We start from the raw sequence: 19,459 nt of genomic DNA, 5'->3' as shown, positions 1-19,459 counted from the left end.
TCTAGTCCTCTCTCCAACCAAAGAAATTCCTTAGCAGCAAAGCGGCGGGTAGCTCCGAGGAAGTAAGCAAGAAAATTGCCCTCGGACCTTCCGCCGCTCCGAACCAACAACCAAATCAACCAAGCAGAGCTCTACGGGAGGAATTATGAAGACCGCGCGCCTCAATTCGCTAGTCGTTCAAATGATCGTCTTCCTGACGCTGTTGTCCCTTGCCCCTGCTTATTCCGCAGCCGCAGAGACGAATCCAACCCTGAGCAAGAAGGAGCTGAAGGTGCTGCTGAAAAGGGCCAAAACACCAGCAGAGCACCTGAGCATCGCGGCCTACTATCGGCAAGAGGCCCAGCAATTAAACGCCAGCTCAAAACAACATTCCGATTTGGCCGCGACTTACGCAAACAACCCACCCTTCCCAGCCCTGGAGGCGAAGCACGGGTTTGCGTTTGGCCAAGGCGTTAGCCACTGCCGCCATTGGGCCCAGGCAGACGCCGAGCAGGCAGAAAAGGCAACAAAACTGGCTGGGTTGCACGAAGACATGGCCAGAAAGGCCGAGCTGAAGGCAGCTAACTCGCAACCGCTAGCGCCTGTTGCGCGGGCAGCGACGACGTTTTCGAGCATGGGTAAATAGCTGAATGAAAACGATCGCCAACTGCGCTCCCAGACCGATAAACCGAGAAGGCCGTCTTTCCCGAGCGGAAGCAACGCTAAGGAAAGACGGCCCTTGGACAGAGAGAGAGAGAGAGATTCATGATGAGGAAAGTACTATCGCTGGTTGTTGGCTGCCTTTTGGTTGCCTTTGCGTACGGGCAACAGACACCAGTCCCGATGACTGTGCAGTCGCCCTCCACTGAAACGCCGACACAGACTGCGCAGCCGCCATCTGCCGATCTCGACGGCTTGATCCGTGAAGCCTTGCAGAAGAACCCCGGAGTTCAGAGCGCGCAGCGGCAAGTGGAAGCACTAAGGCACCGCGTGCCCCAGGCAAGGACGCTACCGGACCCCACGGTTTCGGTTGGCTGGGCAGGGAACATCACGCCCTTCAGCGTGCAGAATGGAGATTCATCCAGCAATCGGGCGATCACCGCCAGCCAGGGGATACCTTACCCCGGCAAGCTCAAATTACGCGGCGAGATTGCTGATCGTGAAGCCGAAGCAGCCCAGTGGGATTACGAGGCGGCCCGGCGCAAGCTAGTCGCCGATGTGAAGTCGGCTTACTACGACTACTTTGCCGCTTCCAAGGCGGTTGGGATCACACAGAAAAACAAAGATTTGCTGCAAAAACTGTCAAGCATTGCCGAAGCACGCTATCGCGTCGGCAAAGGTGTCCAGCAGGATGTTCTAAGGTCGCAAGTAGAAATATCACTTCTCCAGCAGCGACAGACCGTTTTCGAGCAGCAGCAGAGAACCGCTCAAGTCAGGTTGAATACGCTTCTGCTCCGTGATCCGGAGGCGCCGTTGCCTTCGCCGGCGTCGTTCGAGCCTGCCAAGCTCGCACACTCACTCGATGAACTCTACACTTTAGCCCGTGAACAAGACACGGGATTGCAGCGCGAACAACGAATGATCGAACGCAACCAGTATGCGGTCAATCTGGCCCAAAAGGACTATCGACCTGATTTTAACGTGGGCTACATGTACCAGCAGCGGCCGGACATGAAGGATATGCACGGGTTCACCGTGACAGCAAACATTCCGATTTATTACCGGACCAAACAGCGGGAAGCTGTTCGGGAGCAAACCGAGCAACTCGCCAGTTCGCAGCGGAGCAAGGAAAATCGGCAAACGGAATTGTCCTTCGCGGTCAAACAGCAGTACCTGTTGGCGAAATCGTCAGAGCAGTTGCTGGAGCTCTACTCGCAGGCAATTGTGCCGCAGTCCTCGCTGGCCCTGGAGTCCTCGATGGCTTCCTATCAGGTAGGCGCGGTCGATTTCCTCACCATTCTCACGAACTTCACGGTCGTACTGGACTACGAAGTGAGCTATTACCGCGAGTTGGCCAATTACCAGATGGCCCTGGCGAACCTAGAGCCGCTGGTCGGCGTGGAGCTAACGAAATGAAGGAGCAAAGAACCATGATTCGCAAGTTTGCAACGTATTTCGCACTGATCCTGGCGGTGGTAATCGTTTTCGGCATTCTGTTTCGTGGTCGCATCGGCACTTGGCTCCAGGACGACAAGGCGATGGCGTCCCGAACTGTCGACAAGCAGACGAGCACACTTCCGGAACGCACGGTTCTCTACTACTACGACGCCATGAACTCGAAGAACCACTATGACAAGCCAGGCAAGGCGCCGGACGGGATGGACCTGGTGCCGAAATATGCAGACGAGAGCAATGCTTCGCCCAGTAGCGGCAGCATGGCCAACATGCCGGGCATGGCCAGCACGCCAGGGACAGATAAGTCCACCCCGCCGGGAGAGCGCAAGGTTCTCTATTACTACGACGCCATGAACCCGACTTTCCAGTCGTCCAAGCCGGGCACCGCTACCGACGGTATGCCGCTGGTTCCCAGGTACGCCGATGAGGAAGAAGCGACGGCGAACATGCCGGTTGGCACCGTGAAACTGTCCCAAGGAAAGCAGCAGCTGATCGGTGTCCAGACGGCGACCGTGCAGCGTGAGTCGTTGTTCCGCACGGTTCGCGCCGTGGCGCAGTTGACCGCTGACGAAACCAAGTTGGCACACGTCCACGTGAAGGTCAACGGCTGGATTGAGCAGGTATATGTCGATTACGTAGGGAAGCTGGTCAAGAAGGGAGATCCACTATTTACGGTCTACAGTCCGGATCTCGTCGCTACCGAGCAGGAATACCTGATAGCTCGTCGTGGCAAACAGTACCTCGGGGATTCAAGCTTTCCGGAGGCCTCTCGGGGGGCAGAGTCGCTGTTGAGTTCCACCCGCGAGCGCCTCCGCCTGTGGGACATCAGCGACCAGCAAATCAAGGAACTCGATGAGACTGGGAAAATCACCCGAACGCTAACTTTCTATTCCCCAGTCACGGGCTTCGTGATGGATCGCAAAGCATTTCCCCAAACTGCGATTACGCCAGACATGGATCTCTATGTGATCGCCGATCTTTCCACTATTTGGGCCAACGCCCAGATTTACGAATACGAAGTGCCGTACGTCCACGTAGGTCAGATGGCGCAAATGGAGCTGAGCTACTATCCGGGCAAGAAATACAACGGACGTGTGACCTACATTCTTCCCACGTTGGATCCTCAAACCCGCACGGTCAAAGTACGGCTTGAATTTGCAAATCCTAATTTCGATTTGAAACCTGACATGTACTCAGAGGTCAATCTGAAGATCGACTACGGCACCCAGGTGGTTGTGCCGCAGAGCGCAGTGCTCGATTCCGGCGAGCGGCAGACCGTCTTCGTCGCCCTGCCAGACGGATACTTCGAGCCGCGCGAGATCAAAATCGGCGTGAAACTGGACGACAAGATAGCAGTGCTCTCCGGCCTGCGAGCGGGGGAAACCATCGTCACATCCGGCAATTTCCTGATCGACTCGGAGAGCCGGCTGAAAAGTGCCATGGGCGGAATGAAGCACTAAGCGACAAGGAGAATGAGAATGGCGAAACGCGCATGGATTGCGACAGCGGTATTAGTAGTGCTGGCAGGGCTTGTAGCCGCCGGTTATCGCTTGATGGCCAACCGCGAAGAAACGTTTTGTGGATTCTGCCACCGTTCGATTCACGCGAATACCAAGGTAATCGCTGAAATCGACGGGCGGCGCCGCACGGTTTGCTGCGCGCGTTGCGCGGTCAGTGAGGCCTACCAGGAGAAGAAGCCGTTACGTCTGATCGCAGTCACCGATTACGTCTCGGGCAACAGCCTCAACCCCGAACAGGCCTACTTCGTCGACGGCAGCCGCAAGGTGCTCTGCGCTCACGACGAAACGATGGTCGATCAGAGTAAGCACATGCAACAGATGACTTACGACCGTTGTTTTCCCGGGACCTACGCCTTTGCTCATCGAGACGATGCAGAAGCATTTGTACGAGAGAACGGTGGGACAGTTATGCAATTGCAGAAGCTACTCCAGGGAGTCAGTGCCCAATGATAAATCGAATCATAGATGCCTGTGCTCGTAATAAGTTCCTGGTCTTCCTCTTCACCGGCGTAGCAGCGATGATCGGGTGGTATTCCCTGAGCAACACCAAACTGGATGCGATCCCCGATTTGTCGGACACGCAGGTCATCATCTACAGCAGATGGGACCGCAGCCCCGACATCATGGAGGACCAAGTCACCTATCCCATCGTTTCCTCGCTGCTGGGACTGCCGAAAGTGAAAGACATCCGTGGCTTCTCTGACTTCGGTTACTCGTATGTGTATGTGATCTTCGAGGAGGGCACCGACCTCTATTGGGCGCGTTCCCGCACCCTGGAGTACCTTAGCGCCATTCTGCCGCGACTGCCGCAAGGCGTACAGACGGAGTTGGCGAAAGACTACACCTCCGTTGGTTGGATCTACGAGTATGCGCTCGTCGACAAGACGGGTAAATACAGCCTGGCGGACATGAAGACTTTTCAGGACTGGTATTTGCGCTATGCCCTGCAGGCCGTTCCGGGCGTGGCTGAAGTGGCGCCTTTGGGCGGCTTCGTCCGCCAATACCAGGTTAACGTCGATCCCAACAAGCTCTTGGGTTACAAGATCCCGATCAACAAAGTTGTGGACGCCATAAAGGGCAGCAACAACGATATCGGCGCACGGCTGGTCGAATTCACCGGCAGGGAATACATGGTCCGAGGCCGGGGCTATATCAAGTCGCTCAAAGACATCGAGAAATCGGTAGTGGGATACAACCCGGCTACCGGAACGCCCGTGCTCGTGCGGGACTTGGCGACAGTTACCCTCGGCCCGGAGTTGCGTCGGGGAGTCGCGGAACTGGACGGAGAGGGAGAGGTAGTCGGGGCGATAGTAATTATGAGATTCGGCGAGAACGCCCAGAAGGTCATTGAACGGGTGAAGGCGAAGCTGGAGGAGATGAAGGTTAGTCTGCCGCCAGGTCTGGAGATTGTTCCCACTTACGACCGTTCTGAGCTGATCGATCGCTCCATCGAGAACCTGAAGGGCACGTTAATCGAGGAACTTATCATTGTGAGCTTGGTCATCGTGATATTCCTCTGGCACCTTCCAAGTGCCATGGTCCCCATCATCACGATTCCTCTGGCTCTCCTATTCTCGTTTATTCCCATGCATGCTTTGGGTTTGACTGCGAACATCATGTCGCTGGGGGGGCTGGCGATTGCCATTGGTGCCATGGTCGACGCATCAATCGTGGTGGTGGAACAAACCCACAAAAAGCTGGAACACTGGCAAGCTGAAGGACGACCTGGCGACTACAAAGACGTAATCATCGGCGCCATCAAGGAAGTCGGAGGCCCAAGTTTCTTTGCCTTGCTGGTAATCGCGGTTTCTTTTCTGCCGGTATTCACCTTGGAAGCGCAAGAAGGGCGGCTCTTTAAGCCCCTGGCTTTCACCAAGAATTTTTCCATGGCAATCGCCGCAATTCTGGCGGTTACCCTGGTGCCTCCTATCTTGCTGCTATTCATCCGGCTGAAGAAATTCGAGTTTCGGCCGGCTTGGCTGGCAAAAGTGACCAACGCGATAGTGGTGGGCGAGATCCACAACGAGGAAAACCACCCCATCAGCCGGCCGTTGATGAAGATTTATCACCCCGTCATCGAGTTTGTGCTCGAGCACAGGTGGAAGACGATCGCGGCTGCAATCATCGCGATGGCGGTCACCATCCCAGTGTATTTCCGTCTGGGGTCTGAGTTCATGCCTCCACTCGATGAAGGTGTTCTCCTCTACATGCCCACGACGCTGCCGGGCATGTCGATTACCGAAGCCAGCCGGATTCTCCAAATGCAAGACAAAGTTCTCCGGAGCTTCCCAGAGGTAGACCGAGTATTTGGAAAGGCTGGACGGGCCGAGACCGCGACCGACCCGGCTCCTTTCTCCATGATGGAGACAGTGGTGGTCCTCAAATCCCAGACGGAATGGCCCAAGAAGAAGCGCTGGTATTCAAGCTGGGCACCAGAGTGGACGCAGAAGGCCTTGCGGCGCGCGTGGCCGGATCACAAAAACACTCAGGAACTCATTTACGGAACGGGCGGCCTAAACGAAGCCATGCAGTTCCCCGGTATCTCGAACGCTTGGACCATGCCGATCAAGGCCCGCAACGACATGCTTACGACCGGCGTCCGAACTCCTCTCGGCATCAAGATTCTCGGCTCCGATCTAGGCAAGATCCAGGAGATTGGGGAAAACATCGAGATGGCGCTGAAGGGCATACCGGGAACCACCAGCATTTTCGCAGAGCGTACAGCAGGTGGGTATTTCCTGGACTTTGATCTGAACCGGGACCAGCTTGCCCGTTACGGAATCACCGTTGGCGATGCCGAAGACGTGCTCATGTCGGCAATCGGCGGCGAAAACGTGACCACCACCGTAGAAGGGCGCGAACGATATCCGGTCAACGTTCGCTACCTGCGCGACTACCGCAGTGATCTTAGCGCCATGCAGCGTGTTCTGGTTGCCACGCCGGATGGCACCCAGGTCCCGCTGACCCAACTGGCTGACATCCGTACTCTCACCGGTCCCAGCATGATCCGGGACGAAAATGGCCGGCTGAGCGGATATGTGTATGTGGATGTGTCTGGGCGAGATATCGGAGGTTACGTACAAGATGCCAAGAAAGCAGTTCTGGCGAATGTGAAGCTTCCAGCGGGCTACCAGCTCGTCTGGAGCGGACAGTACGAGTTCATGCAGCGCGTCCGGGAGCGGCTCAAAATCGTGATCCCGATCACTCTCTTCATCGTGTTCCTGCTGCTCTACTTCAACACCGGCTCGATCGTGAAGACTTTCATCATTCTCCTGGCAGTTCCGTTCTCCGCGATTGGAGCCATCTGGCTGCTGTACCTGCTCGGATACAACATGAGCATTGCCGTTTGGGTGGGCTTGATCGCGTTGCTCGGTGTGGACGCCGAGACAGCGGTGTTTATGTTGCTCTATTTGGACATCGCCTACCATGACGCGCAAAAGAAAGGGCTGATGCGGAACTGGGATGATTTGCGCGAGGCCATTGTGCAGGGTGCGGTCAAGCGGCTGCGCCCCAAGATCATGACTGTGGCGTGCATGCTATTTGCTCTGCTGCCGATCCTGTGGTCCGTGGGAAGCGGAGCCGACGTGATGAAGCGTATTGCGGCGCCGCTCGTGGGCGGAATCTTGATCTCCTTCTTGATGGAACTTGTGGTTTATCCACCCATCTTTGCCATCTGGAAGTGGAACTTCGAGGTGAAGCCCGGGCTGAAGGCACAACCGGCGTTGGCGAGTGGAGAAACCAATGCCTAAGCCGTGTTCTGCTGTTGCCTGCCCTGCGCTATTGAAGAGGTTGGCTGGCGCCGCTATCTTCCTGCTCCTCACATCCGCATGGGGCTGGGCGCAGGAATCCGTTTCCCGGACATCAGCCGCTTCGGTTGACGAAGCCTTTTTGACTTTTCACCAGGTGATGAGCGTCACGGCAACCGACCTCCTTGCCAGCGCTCAGCGCCCAACCGAAGCAGTGCGCCCGCAGCTCGAGGCGTCGCTAAGTTCAGACCCTGAGTTCGTTTCGGCACTACGCCCAGAAGGAAAGACAGGACAGAACATTCAATTACAGAAGGCAGTCCAACGAGTGCAAGGGCTACGGCCGGTGCTGGAACCGATTCTGAGAGAAGAAGGAGTTCCTCAGCAAATGGCGGCGGTTGTCTTGGTGGAAAGCGGTGGGCAAAGCACCGCTCTATCTCCCAAAGGGGCGCGCGGTCTCTGGCAATTCATGCCGGTTACCGCACGTCGCTACGGCCTGGTCGTGACAGCCGCTCTGGACGAGCGACTCGATCCTTATAAATCAACTCGTGCGGCGGCGCGTTATTTGCGTGACCTACATACCCAGTTCGGCAACTGGCCTCTGGCTTTGGCGGCCTATAACGCAGGCGAGGACACCGTCCAGCGTGCGGTCGACCGTACCTCGACGCGTGACTTCAGTTCGATTGCCCGCGCGGGCATGCTGCCTCTTGAAACACGCAGCTATGTGCCTGCGGTGCTGAACGCGATTGGCTTCCTGGCAGGCAAGGGAATAGACCTCACACCGGCTATGGGGCAATCTGCAGGTCGTGCGGTGGTTTACACGCGAGCCGAAATGGAGAACTAAGAATGCGCGGACAACAAATTACGGCAAACAGTGACCTGTTCGCTCAGGCAAGGCCGGGTAACGAAACCGATATCAGAAATCAGTTGAGATGGAGAACTCATAGGGAGAACTCATTATGACTCATAGATCCAACGACAGACGCACAGAAAAGAGAGAACGATTTGCACACGGCCACGCTGGGCCGCGAATCAAGCCCAATCACATACTTGGCGTACTCGGCACACTCGTGGTTCTAGCGTTCATCTACCTGGCGTTTGCTGGCACGAATAAATCGAGCGCGGTCACCGCAGTGAAACCGGTTCCGGCAGGCGACTCATCGTCTGGCCAGATCCAGATCCCACTCACCGAAGTCAGCACCGGCGACCCAAAGTTCTACGAATACAAGGCGTCGAACCAGAAGACCGTTCGCTTCTTCGTGATCAAGAGTTCCGATGGTGTGTACCGGGCCGCAGCCGACGCCTGCGTCGTTTGCTTTCGGGAAAAGATGGGTTATCACCAACAGGGCAACGACATGGTCTGCAACAAGTGCCGCAAACACTTTCCGTCCGCTTTGGTCAACGAGGTCACAGGAGGCTGCAATCCGGACGGGATCCCGCGAACGATTCAGGGAGACAAGCTGCTGATCGCCACTAGCGAGTTGGAGGCCCGTGCCGAATTGTTCTAACCGAACAAGAGGCTTGGGGGACTTATGCGAATAAGCACGCTGGCTTTCGCCAATCTGAACCGACGCAAAGGCAAGGCCATGTTCCTGACCGTGGGCATTGCCATTGGCGTCGGCACCATTGTAGCGCTGTTGAGTTTGAGCAACTCCATCCAGGAAGAGATCGGGGCACAGTTGGACCGCTTCGGGGCGAATATCGTGATTGTGCCGGAATCGAACAGCCTGGCCTTGGACTATGGCGGGGTCTCTGTTCCGGGCGTCACCTTCGACGAGCATGAGCTGAGCAATGAAGATATCGAGAAGATCCGGCAGATTCCCTATCACAAACGTCTGAGTGTCATCGCTCCGAAGGTCTTGAGCGCAGCGGAAGTCGAGGGCCAGCAGGTACTCCTGGCAGGCGTCGACTTCAAGAATGAGCTCAAGCTGAGGCAATGGTGGCGCATCACGGGAAGAAACCCGGAGACGGAAGGAGACGTGCTCGTCGGCTACGAGGTGGCGCGGGCGCTCTCGATTGTCAAGCCCACGGAACAATCTCCTCAGAAAGGCGCCGAGATGGGCGAGCACCACTCCGCGGAAGAACAAATCCAGTTCAAGGTCGTCAAGGGAAGCCTGCAAATTGCTGGGCAGCCGCACAGCGTGGCAGGTGTGATTGGGGCCACGGGTGGACCGGAAGACCGGATGATTTTCGGGGAACTCCTGCACGTTCAGAAGCTGGTGAACAAGGTTGGCCAGCTGAATGTGATCGAGGTCAGCGCTTTGTGCAAAGGCTGTCCGGTCGAGGACATCGTCGGGCAGATTCGCGACAAACTTCCCCACGCCAAGGTCTCGGCCGTACAGCAGGCGGTGAAGGCGCGGACAGAGATGGTAGCGCGGCTTTCACGCTTTTCGGCAGCTGTCGCGGTTGTGGTTCTGATCATCGGAGCTTTGATGATCTTTACGACCATGATGGGTTCCGTCGTCGAGCGCACCAAGGAGATCGGCGTGCTGCGAGCAATTGGTTTTCGCCGGACTCACATCATCAAAGGCCTCATCCTGGAAGTGGCAACGATCAGCGCTGCCGGGGGCTTCTTTGGCTGGGCGGCAGGTCTGGCGGCAAGCTGGGTGGTCCTTCCCTATTTCAGTGAGACCGGGGTTGGGCGTGAGCTGAACCCAACCCTGCTGCTCGCGGCATTGTTCGGAGCCATGCTGATTGGCACGCTGAGCAGCATCTACCCGGCGGTTCGGGCAGCAAGGCTCGATCCGTCCGAGGCAGTGCGCTACATCTGAGGAGGATGCAAGTGGCATTCATTTCGATAGAAAACGTCAGCAAAACCTATAACGAGACCGAACTCGACTCAACTGTGCAGGTACTCACCGACATCAGCGTCGAGATCCAGGAAGGCGAGTTCATTGCGCTAATGGGTCCCTCAGGATCGGGCAAGAGCACACTCCTGACGACCATCGGCGCCATGAATCGCCCATCGACGGGCAAGGTCCTGGTCGACGGAATCGATGTGTACGGCCTGTCTGACGAGCGCCGTGCCGACTTTCGCATGGAATACTTGGGCTTTGTCTTTCAGCAGCATCACCTGATGCCGTATCTCACTGCTCTGGAGAACGCAATGCTCCCGCTAACAACCTCCCCCGTTCCCGCGAGAGAGAAGCGTGAGCGCGCCATGGTTGTGCTGGAGAGCGTGTCGCTGGGGAACAAGGCTTCGCGACTTCCCAACCAGCTGTCGGGCGGCGAACAGGGCCGGCTCGCGATCGCCCGGGCTTTGGTCAATCAGCCTCCGCTGCTGCTTGCGGATGAACCGACCGGAACGCTCGACAGCAAGACCGGGAGCGAAATCATGGAAGTCTTCATCGATCTCAATCGCCGGGGGCAGACGATTTTTATGGTTACACACAACCGGAACAACGCTGGCCTGGCCGACCGGGTGCTGGAAATCAGGGATGGTTCTCTGATGGGTTGTTGTGCGTCACGCCGAGACGGTACGAAGCCCATACAAACAGAGGGCCAGTTGCCAAGCGAAGTGGAACTCGTGGGGATGGATCAGCAAGATGTTTACCCATGAGGACCTCAAGGCTTCGTGGCCAATATCGGGCAAATCGAAGGAGAACTTCCCGTCGAGGAATTCGAAGCAGACATGAGTCCAGGTGAGAGGGAGATGGTAATGACTTACACCGAACAACGACCGCCGGTTTTGGTTGATCTTGTGAGGCAGTACACGGTCTGCTCGGAAGTGTGGCGGGAATATTTGATGATCGACGGGCAAGAAAGGCAGGCCGGATTTGACCTTGAACTCTCGGGAACTCACGAGTCGGCAACACAGCACATCGGGCGAGGGTGTCCAACGTGCCAGCTGATCTACAGTGCACTTCATTCCGTGACCGAGTGGGTCCTCCCTAAGCAAGCGCAGCCTTCGATGTACCAGATAGGGCCATATGCAGCGGCCCTCCGCTACTCGGCAGTGCGCGGCAGCGGCTCCAGCGCGACCCTCACCGTGAAGATCGATCTCGCTCTGAAGGTGAAAGTCGTTCAGCTGAGCGGTTTTGACCAGGCGGTAGGTCGGTGTGAAATGCGCGTTCTCCGCGAAACGAAAGAACTTTTGTTAAAACTCGGGGTCGGCGAACGCCAATGGAGTCTTGGGACACAGCAGTGGCGTGAGGGGATTCGGAGAGAACCCGAGCCAGGGCAATCCGGTGCGGCGTTTGCCTCGTCGGACTTGAATGCGTGGAAGTTATTGGAAGGTTTGCATTGCTTGCCGGGCCCAGGAGAAGGAAGGACTTGGCCAACTAGGAGTCCGCAAGAAAACGCCAGAGGCGCGGCAATCGAGAAGGGATGGGGGCTTTCATGATTTACACAGAACAACAATCGCCGGCCGGCGGTTCGCTAAATGATGAATCGCAGACTTTGGTTGATCTCGTCAAGCGGTACAAGGTCTGCTGGGAAGTGTGGCCGGAATCCTTGATGGTTGGCGGCAAACAGCAACAGGTGGGGTTTGAACTGGAGCTTTCTGGTACTCCCGAGCCTGACATTGATCACGTCGGCCCTGGTGGTCCCGCGTGCCGGCATGTTTATGCCGCTCTGCATGCCATATCCGATTGGATTCTTCCAAAGGACGAGCGGCCTTCGATGTACGAGATCGGGCCGTATGAGCAGGCACTTCGCTATTCGGCAGTACGCGGCAGCCGTCCCGATGTCACTCTGAGCGTGAAGATTGTTCACCGCCGAGGTTTTGACCAACCTGTAGACCAATGTGAAACGCGCTGCCTCAAGGAAATGAAAGAGCATCTGTCAGAGCTCGGAGCCTGCGAACGCCAATGGAGCTTCCGTAAGGCATCGCCGGCGTGAGCGGTAGTGGCCCTCGTCGAAGCCTATTTGCGCGTAAATGGATTGCACCAGGCGCAATTCAAGGATCCGGTATTCGGGTCCCTGGTGATGTTGGAGAAAGGACACCGAGGGCAGGTCGCTGCTCTCCGGAGAACTTAGATGTGGCGTTCACGGCATCACGTGTTAGGACGGAGACGAAAGCGGGTAGAGGCACTCACCCGCCAAGGCTGGCGCGTCTGGGGATTGATCGCTGGATTTTTGCTGGCGGTGTGGGGAGCCGCGGCATGGTTTGCAATCTCCCAGGAAAGAAAGGCGACCGCGTCAGACCATTTACCCGAGATCGTGCTCGAAGCAGGAGAGAATTTCCTATACGACCTGGCGCAGCTCCAGCCGGGCCAGACCCGCTTCTTCACCTACCCGATCAGATCTTCGGAGCGGTCCAAACTGCTTGTGAACCGGGACTCCAAGGGGGTGGTTCGAGCGGCATTTGCCTCTTGTACCACCTGCTATTCGTTCCGTAAACAGCACCACTTAAAAGAGGGGAACCTGATCTGTGGACAATGCCAAAGTGCGATGCGCATTGGCGATCGGAACGAGCGCATGACCGCCGACAAGAGTTGTGTTGCAGTCCCCGTCCCGTTCTCGGTGGAGAACAACAACGTTGTAGTGCGCCCCGATGCAATCACAAAAGGGTTCGAGATGTTCAGCAGTTCAGCCAAGGGCACACTTCAAAAAGACGGTGATTCGAGAGATTCACAGAGCCGCCCCTAACCGCAGGGTGGTTGGCTCCCAAACATTAACCGCAACTGCCAAGGAAGGTGGAAACCATGAAAGTGACGCGACGGTTCCTTTGCCCGAAGCGCTCAGTGGTAATCATGTTCGCAGTAGCGCTGGTCTTCCTGCATTCGGTGGACGCCGCAGCGCAGACCGGCTCAGATGACCTACGTGCCGAAGTCAAAGCGCTGTTAGAGCGCGTCCGTGCACTAGAAACCGAGGTACAAGCTCTCAAGGGCGCCTCCGCAGGGCCGACGCAATCTGCCATGAACGCTGCCCCTCCGGCTCCGCAGCTTCCTCCGCCCGGAACACCGGCGGACAGCAGCACTCAGCTGCCGGTATACGGCGGTGCCAGCGCCGCAGCCAAGGCACTCAATCCTGATATCGGAATCATCGGCAATTTTGTGGGGGCGGCGGGTCACAACTCGATCAATCCGCTTCCCGCACTCGCATTGCAGGAAAGTGAGATCTCGCTCCAATCCATTGTGGATCCGTACGCCCGGGCAGATTTCTTCCTGGCGATCGGGGAGAACGACATTGAAGTGGAGGAAGGCTATGTCACTTTCACTTCGGTACCTTGGGGTTTTGTTCCCAGAGTCGGGAGGATGCGGGCCGCATTCGGACGGGTGAACACCTTTCATAATCACACCCTTCCCTGGGTCGACAGGCCTTTGGTCGCATTCAACCTGATGGGTGGCTCACTCACGGAGGCTGATGTGGGCATCAAGGACACAGGCATTTCCATCAGCCGAATCCTGCCTGCGCCGAAGGGGATCTTTTTGGAGGGTACCGGCGAGGTCTTCCGGGGAGACTCTGGCAGTCTATTTCATTCCAGCCGCCGAACGGATGTCAGTGTAGTCGGCCATCTCAGGGGCTATCGAGATCTGACGGAGTCAACGAATATTGAACTGGGAGGGTCCTACACCCGTGGGCACAACGACTTGGGCAGCAACTTCATTACCCAGCTCTACGCGATGGATGCGACTCTCCGCTGGAAGCCCGTGCGAGGTCCCAGGCTACACTCCTTCGCAGCTCGTACGGAACTAGTCTGGAGCAACCGCGAGCAAGTGGCCGCAACACAGCGGGCCTTTGGTTTCTTCGCCTCGGCCGAGTATCAATTGGGGAGAAGGTGGTTCACGGGCGGTCGCTACGATTGGTCGGAGCGAGCCCAGAATGCCTTGCAGCAGGACAGTGGCGGTTCCTTGGTTTTGACCTATTGGCCGAGCGAGTTCAGCCAGATTCGTGGTCAGCTCCGCCGTACGCATTATGCTGAAGGGCAAACCGCAAATGAACTCTTGCTTCAGGTCCTCTTTACTATCGGAGCGCACGGGGCTCATCCGTTCTGATAACGGAGATTGCCTCCAATGAAGGCACAGCAAAGACAACGACGTCTGCGAATGCAAGTCGGTATTTGACTTGGCATCGCAACGGACATCGTCACGGGGCGGTTGGAAAAAAGAGGAGCGCGCATGAGAAGAATACTTGAGTGGCATCTTTGGTTTACGTTGCTTCTGGCTTTGTCGCTCGCCGGCGCGGCAGCAAGTCCCCTCTTCGCGCAGGCCACTTCCAAATTGAAGGTCCTCGCCTCCACCGCCGACCTTGCGGCACTTGCCGCGGAGGTCGGGGGTGAGCGTGCCGAGGTGCAATCCCTGGTCCGCGGTAATCAGCACCCGCACTTCGTGCAAGCGAAGCCCAGCTACCTGCTGAAATTGCGAAAGGCCGATCTCCTGATTATTGTTGGTCTGGAGCTGGAGAGCGGCTGGCTGACGCGGAGCCATCACACACCGTCTCTGGTCAGCCAGTCCGGCAACGCTCGAATTCAGCCAGGGGCTCCAGGCTATTTCGACGCTTCGCAGTATGCCGAGATTGTCGACATGCCATCCGGCCCTATCACGCCAAGCATTCAGCCTTTCGGCAATCCCCATTATTGGCTCGACCCGGAAAACGGTCGGAAGATCGCTCAAGCACTTGCCCACAAGCTAGGCGAGCTACGGCCAAGTGATGCTTCCTATTTTGACGATCGTTTTCGAGTGTTCAGCAAGCGGCTCTCGGACGCAGAAGAAATCTGGAACGCCGAAATGCGTCCCTACCGCGGATGCAAAGTGGTCACCTATTACCGGTCGTGGTCCAATTTTCTGAAGTACTTCCAACTTGTCTCGGTCGGCGAAATCGAGCCGCAGCCGGGCATCCCGCCCAGCCGGGACCATGCATCCGAACTCGTCAACCTCATGAAGAGTCAGAACGTGGGGATCATTCTAGTGGAGCCCTACTTTGAGCTAAAGACACCGAATAACATCGCTCGGAAGACCGGGGCGAAGGTGGTGGTCCTGCCTTCTTCGGTGGGAGGTGAAAAGGGAATCACCGACTACTTCCAGCTTTTTGACTACGATTTGGCGGTGCTGACCAAGGCTTTTCGCTCGAAATCATGAATCGGGCGTTGTTCCGTTTAGCCTTGATGCAATCCAGAGTTACGGAACGGACGACAAAAACGACACGCTACTTTTTCGCGTGCAACCATACGGATCGGGGAAAAATGATGTCAACCAATCGCGCCGATTTGAGCGAGGCCATGAAGGATCCGGTCTGTGGGATGTCCGTGAACCCCGCTACCGCGAAGCATGTACACACTCACGCCGGGGAGACCCATTATTTCTGCGGTGGACATTGCGAAGAGAAATTCAAAGCCAGTCCTGACAAATATCTCAACCCCGGCGCAAAGGCTCCGTCCGCAGGATTGACCATGCTGGCAATGCCGAGTCCCGAGAGTTCCGTAACTGGCGACGCCAACACCAAAGACCCTGTTTGTGGCATGGATGTCAACCCGGGCACAGCCCGGTATAAATCGGAGCACACTGGCAAGGCGTACTATTTCTGCAGCGCTCACTGCCTGGAGAAATTCCGCGCCACCCCGAACTCATATCTGGCGCCGCGTCCGATCGCTGCGCCCGGCACGCCGTTAGCACACATTGCAGCGGCTCCGGCGAAAGCTGCCCCGCAACCACCCGTCGGCAACTACATCTGCCCGATGTGTCCGGAAGTCCGGGAGACGAAGTCCGGGCCGTGTCCCAGTTGCGGCATGGCACTTGAACCCGAGCTGCCCGCACCGACCGCCCGTATTGAGTACACCTGCCCGATGCATCCCGAGATCGTCCGGCCAGGGCCGGGCTCGTGCCCGAGCTGCGGCATGGCACTCGAACCGCGCACTGCGGCGGCGGAAGAAGAGAGTCCGGAACTACGCGACATGACGCGGCGCTTTTGGGGCGGCGTCGCGCTAACCGTCCCGTTGCTGGTCATCGCCATGGCTGACATGTTGCCCGGCATGCCGGTCCAGCGCGCACTTCCCAACGGCTGGTTGCCGTGGATCGAACTGTTCCTGGCGACGCCAGTCGTGCTTTGGGGAGGCTGGCCATTCTTCCAGCGAGGCTGGGCATCCATCGTCAACCGTTCCACCAACATGTTCACGCTGATCGCGATGGGCACGGGGGTGGCCTACGGGTACAGCCTGATCGCGACCATCTTTCCGCGGATTTTTCCGCCATCGTTTCGCGAGATGAACGGCACGCCCGCTGTGTACTTTGAGGCAGCGGCTTCCATCACGACGTTAGTCCTTCTGGGACAGGTGCTCGAATTGCGCGCCCGCACCCGCACCGGAGCCGCGATTCGTGCCTTGCTCGATCTGAGCCCGAAGACTGCGCGCATCCTGCGTGACGGTGCAGAGCACGACATCCCGCTTGATCAAGTGAAACTGGGAGACCATCTGCGCGTGCGTCCGGGCGAGAAAGTTCCGGTGGACGGTGTGGTTCTGGAAGGCGCCAGTGCCATCGATGAGTCGATGATCACCGGTGAATCCATGCCGGTCGAGAAAGCCGCCGGCAGCCGGGTGATTGGCGCAACAGTGAATGGAACGGGCTCGTTCGTGATGCGAGCCGAGCGTGTGGGTAGTGAGACCTTACTAGCGCAAATCGTCCAAATGGTAGGCAAGGCGCAACGCAGCCGGGCCCCGATCCAACGAGTGGCGGACCGGGTAGCCACGTGGTTCGTGCCCGCTGTCATCGCAATCGCGGTCCTGACCTTCATTCTCTGGAGTCTATTCGGCCCCGAGCCGCGTCTGGCGCACGCGCTGGTGAATGCCGTGGCGGTGCTCATCATCGCCTGCCCGTGTGCTCTCGGACTGGCGACGCCCATGGCTATCGTGGTCGGCACCGGACGAGGGGCGCACACCGGCGTTCTCATCCGCAACGCCGAAGCGCTGGAAATTTTCGAGAAGGTGGATACGCTGGTCGTCGACAAAACCGGAACTCTGACCGCCGGCAAGCCGAGCGTCGAAGCGGTGGCGCCTGTCGCCGGACAGAATGACTCTGAGTTGGTGAGGCTGGTGGCAAGCCTGGAGCAGGGAAGCGAGCACCCGCTCGGAGCCGCCATCGTGGCAGCCGCCAAGGAGAATGGTCTTGCGCTTGCGAGCGTTGCGGAATTTCAGTCTCTGACTGGCAGCGGCGTCAGTGGCAAGGTCGACGGCAAAACCGTGATTGCCGGAAATGAAAAGCTGTTTCAAAGCTTGGGCCTTAGCCTCGGTTCACTGCAGCTAGAGGCCGATGAACTCCGCCGCAAAGGCCAGACCGTAATCTTTGCCGCCGTGGATGGGCGGCTCTCCGGCATAATCGGCATCGCGGACCCAATTAAGCCATCCACACCACAGGCGATCCGTGATCTCAGGGCCGAGGGTCTGCGCATCGTCATGCTGACCGGTGACAGCCGCGCCACCGCCGAAGCGGTGGCCCGGAAGCTTGGCATCTCAGAGTTTGAAGCCGAAGTCTTGCCGGACAAAAAATCCGAGGTTGTTCAGCGCTTGCAGAAAGAAGGCCGGATCGTTGCGATGGCGGGCGATGGGATCAACGACGCGCCCGCCCTGGCGCAGGCTGACGTCGGCATCGCCATGGGAACCGGTACCGACATAGCGATGGAAAGCGGCGGCGTCACTCTCGTCAAGGGAGACCTGGCCGGGATCGTACGCGCCCGCAAGCTGAGCCGGGCCACCATGCGCAATATTCGCCAGAACCTGTTTTTCGCGTTTATTTACAACTCGGTGGGTTTGCCGATTGCGGCTGGCGTGCTCTATCCGTTCTTTGGAATCCTGTTGAGCCCGATTCTTGCCGCCGCCGCAATGAGTCTCAGCTCAGTGTCCGTGATCACCAATTCGTTGCGACTGCGAAACGTGCATCTGTGATGACTGCAACTGCAGCAACCACAGCTTCTCTTTGTCGCACTAGGAGTCAAGATGCTTCAAAAATACAAAGAAATCTTCTATGGGATCCTGTTTGGCTTAGGCGCATGCACTATCGACACGGTAATGCACGCCCGGATGGAGAACACGAGTTTCTGGATTGAAATGCTCCAGCCGCAGCCAGCGATGATCTTCTATCGCGCCTTGTTCATCTTTTTTGGAGTCGCTCTTGGCTGGTTGCTCTGGCAGAAGAACAAGCGCGAGCGCGATTTTCGGCACTTGGCCGAAACTGTGGAGAAATTTCACCGAGACCTATGCGCGCCTGCCATCCTGATGCATACAAAGTTGCAGGTCCTGTTAACCAGACAAGATTTGCAACTTTCACGCGAAGCAGAAGAGGTTGTCCGCTTCGCCTATGAAAGGTCGCGGGAGATCCAGGCGCTCGCCAAAGAACGATTTCCGCCGCAAGGCCGTTCGTAGCCCATCCAGTCCCCGTTTTGCGTATCGAGGAGGGGAAGGGATAAAGTCATTTTCCAATGCCTTGCAGTCATTCACCAGTCACTGTTCCGATTCTGCGGAGCGAGATTAGGCTTACAGAGCCGGGGCGGTCCGCCCTGGCGAATCCGTCCTGTAGATTCAGGTTGCTATTCAAAGCGTCAGCGATCTTCCTACTTCCCGTTGAGCCAAGGTAGGGAAAAGCTTAGGGTCAACGGTGGGGATGGCTTTCACCTGCGCGTCTTTGAATGTTAACTGCAGCAACCATGGCCACTCTTCGGCGCTCCCGCAGACGTGCCCAAGTATTGCTCAGGATTAGCATCGAACTTCTCTTTGCACTTGGCGCCGCAGAAGTAATACGTTTGCCCCTTGTGCTCAGTTTGTCCAGCGGCGGTGGCCGTCTCTACGTCCATGCCGCACACAGGATCTTTCACAGCTGTTGTGCTATTCATCATGATTTCTCCTTCGAATGATGGCTCCGTTGGTAAAGGTGGTTCAAAAGTCGATTGGCCGGTTTCCCGCAGCTCATCATCCACTGCCCTGAAGACCCGTCACGCTCGCAAATGGTTCTAACCGAAATGGTTCTAACCGAAACTTTCTCACTAAGGAGATGCCAGAATCTGTTCAAAACAGCTCAGGGCGAGCATGCGTCCCATCAATTCCCCGGAGTGGAAAAAGTGTGCAGTCTTGACCAGTCGCGGTGTTGTGAATGGCGCTACCATTGGCCACTTTCCGAGGGAAGATCAATGACAATCGCTGAGCTCGAGGTGGCGACCACAAGTACCGCAATTCTA

At 57.2% G+C, this 19,459-nt stretch carries 16 protein-coding genes; 15 read left to right on the top strand and 1 reads right to left on the bottom strand.

Annotated features, from left to right (window positions below; genetic code table 11):
* The first annotated feature begins 145 nt into the window (after positions 1–145).
* From HY010_11675 to HY010_11605, 15 genes are all read left to right on the top strand, one after another.
* Complete coding sequence (locus HY010_11675; GenBank protein ID MBI3476383.1) at positions 146–625, top strand: hypothetical protein; 480 nt, start codon at positions 146–148, stop codon at positions 623–625.
* A gap of 119 nt (positions 626–744) precedes the next feature.
* Positions 745–2,055 carry a TolC family protein gene (locus tag HY010_11670; GenBank protein MBI3476382.1) on the top strand — a complete coding sequence of 437 codons (1,311 nt, stop codon included), beginning with the start codon at positions 745–747 and terminating at the stop codon, positions 2,053–2,055.
* On the top strand, positions 2,052–3,554 hold the full coding sequence (locus tag HY010_11665; GenBank protein MBI3476381.1) for an efflux RND transporter periplasmic adaptor subunit: 1,503 nt from the start codon (positions 2,052–2,054) through the stop codon (positions 3,552–3,554). The genes HY010_11670 and HY010_11665 overlap by 4 nt, the downstream gene beginning before the upstream one ends.
* Positions 3,555–3,572: 18 nt before the next feature.
* Positions 3,573–4,064: a nitrous oxide reductase accessory protein NosL gene (locus HY010_11660; GenBank protein MBI3476380.1), complete on the top strand. Its 492-nt coding sequence runs from the start codon at positions 3,573–3,575 to the stop codon at positions 4,062–4,064.
* Positions 4,061–7,363 (top strand): efflux RND transporter permease subunit, encoded by a 3,303-nt coding sequence (locus HY010_11655; GenBank protein ID MBI3476379.1) that lies wholly within the window; start codon positions 4,061–4,063, stop codon positions 7,361–7,363. The genes HY010_11660 and HY010_11655 overlap by 4 nt, the downstream gene beginning before the upstream one ends.
* Positions 7,356–8,201: a lytic transglycosylase domain-containing protein gene (locus tag HY010_11650; GenBank protein ID MBI3476378.1), complete on the top strand. Its 846-nt coding sequence runs from the start codon at positions 7,356–7,358 to the stop codon at positions 8,199–8,201. The genes HY010_11655 and HY010_11650 overlap by 8 nt, the downstream gene beginning before the upstream one ends.
* 115 nt (positions 8,202–8,316) lie before the next feature.
* Entirely contained in the window at positions 8,317–8,865 is a 549-nt protein-coding gene (locus HY010_11645; protein ID MBI3476377.1) for a DUF2318 domain-containing protein, read from the top strand.
* A gap of 24 nt (positions 8,866–8,889) precedes the next feature.
* On the top strand, positions 8,890–10,128 hold the full coding sequence (locus HY010_11640; GenBank protein ID MBI3476376.1) for an ABC transporter permease: 1,239 nt from the start codon (positions 8,890–8,892) through the stop codon (positions 10,126–10,128).
* Between the two features lie 11 nt (positions 10,129–10,139).
* Positions 10,140–10,916, top strand: coding sequence for an ABC transporter ATP-binding protein (locus tag HY010_11635; GenBank protein ID MBI3476375.1), 777 nt, complete (start codon positions 10,140–10,142; stop codon positions 10,914–10,916).
* 779 nt (positions 10,917–11,695) lie between these two features.
* Entirely contained in the window at positions 11,696–12,196 is a 501-nt protein-coding gene (locus tag HY010_11630) for a hypothetical protein (protein MBI3476374.1), read from the top strand.
* 222 nt (positions 12,197–12,418) lie between these two features.
* Positions 12,419–12,946: a DUF2318 domain-containing protein gene (locus tag HY010_11625; GenBank protein ID MBI3476373.1), complete on the top strand. Its 528-nt coding sequence runs from the start codon at positions 12,419–12,421 to the stop codon at positions 12,944–12,946.
* Between the two features lie 56 nt (positions 12,947–13,002).
* Positions 13,003–14,295 (top strand): hypothetical protein, encoded by a 1,293-nt coding sequence (locus tag HY010_11620; GenBank protein ID MBI3476372.1) that lies wholly within the window; start codon positions 13,003–13,005, stop codon positions 14,293–14,295.
* A gap of 123 nt (positions 14,296–14,418) precedes the next feature.
* On the top strand, positions 14,419–15,378 hold the full coding sequence (locus tag HY010_11615; GenBank protein ID MBI3476371.1) for a zinc ABC transporter substrate-binding protein: 960 nt from the start codon (positions 14,419–14,421) through the stop codon (positions 15,376–15,378).
* A 140-nt stretch (positions 15,379–15,518) separates the two neighbouring features.
* On the top strand, positions 15,519–18,173 hold the full coding sequence (locus tag HY010_11610; protein MBI3476370.1) for a heavy metal translocating P-type ATPase: 2,655 nt from the start codon (positions 15,519–15,521) through the stop codon (positions 18,171–18,173).
* A 51-nt stretch (positions 18,174–18,224) separates the two neighbouring features.
* Positions 18,225–18,650 carry a hypothetical protein gene (locus HY010_11605; GenBank protein ID MBI3476369.1) on the top strand — a complete coding sequence of 142 codons (426 nt, stop codon included), beginning with the start codon at positions 18,225–18,227 and terminating at the stop codon, positions 18,648–18,650.
* A 266-nt stretch (positions 18,651–18,916) separates the two neighbouring features.
* Here the strand turns inward: HY010_11605 and HY010_11600 are convergent, their stop codons facing one another.
* The gene (locus tag HY010_11600) at positions 18,917–19,120 is read right to left on the bottom strand and encodes a YHS domain-containing protein (protein MBI3476368.1); all 204 of its coding nucleotides are present in this window, start codon (positions 19,118–19,120) and stop codon (positions 18,917–18,919) included.
* Positions 19,121–19,459: the final 339 nt, after the last annotated feature.

The sequence above is a fragment of the Acidobacteriota bacterium genome (genome assembly GCA_016196065.1).
Classification (GTDB): domain Bacteria; phylum Acidobacteriota; class Terriglobia; order Terriglobales; family Acidobacteriaceae; genus Acidiflorens.
This window is presented reverse-complemented; position numbering and strand designations above follow the sequence as displayed.

Excerpts from the sequence above, each read along its gene's own strand:
- HY010_11675 (MBI3476383.1), top strand. The coding sequence starts at position 146 with ATGAAGACCGCGCGCCTCAATTCGCTAGTCGTTCAAATGATCGTCTTC.
- HY010_11670 (MBI3476382.1), top strand. The coding sequence starts at position 745 with ATGATGAGGAAAGTACTATCGCTGGTTGTTGGCTGCCTTTTGGTTGCC.
- HY010_11665 (MBI3476381.1), top strand. The coding sequence starts at position 2,052 with ATGAAGGAGCAAAGAACCATGATTCGCAAGTTTGCAACGTATTTCGCA.
- HY010_11660 (MBI3476380.1), top strand. The coding sequence starts at position 3,573 with ATGGCGAAACGCGCATGGATTGCGACAGCGGTATTAGTAGTGCTGGCA.
- HY010_11655 (MBI3476379.1), top strand. The coding sequence starts at position 4,061 with ATGATAAATCGAATCATAGATGCCTGTGCTCGTAATAAGTTCCTGGTC.
- HY010_11650 (MBI3476378.1), top strand. The coding sequence starts at position 7,356 with ATGCCTAAGCCGTGTTCTGCTGTTGCCTGCCCTGCGCTATTGAAGAGG.
- HY010_11645 (MBI3476377.1), top strand. The coding sequence starts at position 8,317 with ATGACTCATAGATCCAACGACAGACGCACAGAAAAGAGAGAACGATTT.
- HY010_11640 (MBI3476376.1), top strand. The coding sequence starts at position 8,890 with ATGCGAATAAGCACGCTGGCTTTCGCCAATCTGAACCGACGCAAAGGC.
- HY010_11630 (MBI3476374.1), top strand. The coding sequence starts at position 11,696 with ATGATTTACACAGAACAACAATCGCCGGCCGGCGGTTCGCTAAATGAT.
- HY010_11620 (MBI3476372.1), top strand. The coding sequence starts at position 13,003 with ATGAAAGTGACGCGACGGTTCCTTTGCCCGAAGCGCTCAGTGGTAATC.
- HY010_11615 (MBI3476371.1), top strand. The coding sequence starts at position 14,419 with ATGAGAAGAATACTTGAGTGGCATCTTTGGTTTACGTTGCTTCTGGCT.
- HY010_11610 (MBI3476370.1), top strand. The coding sequence starts at position 15,519 with ATGAAGGATCCGGTCTGTGGGATGTCCGTGAACCCCGCTACCGCGAAG.
- HY010_11605 (MBI3476369.1), top strand. The coding sequence starts at position 18,225 with ATGCTTCAAAAATACAAAGAAATCTTCTATGGGATCCTGTTTGGCTTA.
- HY010_11600 (MBI3476368.1), bottom strand. The coding sequence starts at position 19,120 with ATGATGAATAGCACAACAGCTGTGAAAGATCCTGTGTGCGGCATGGAC.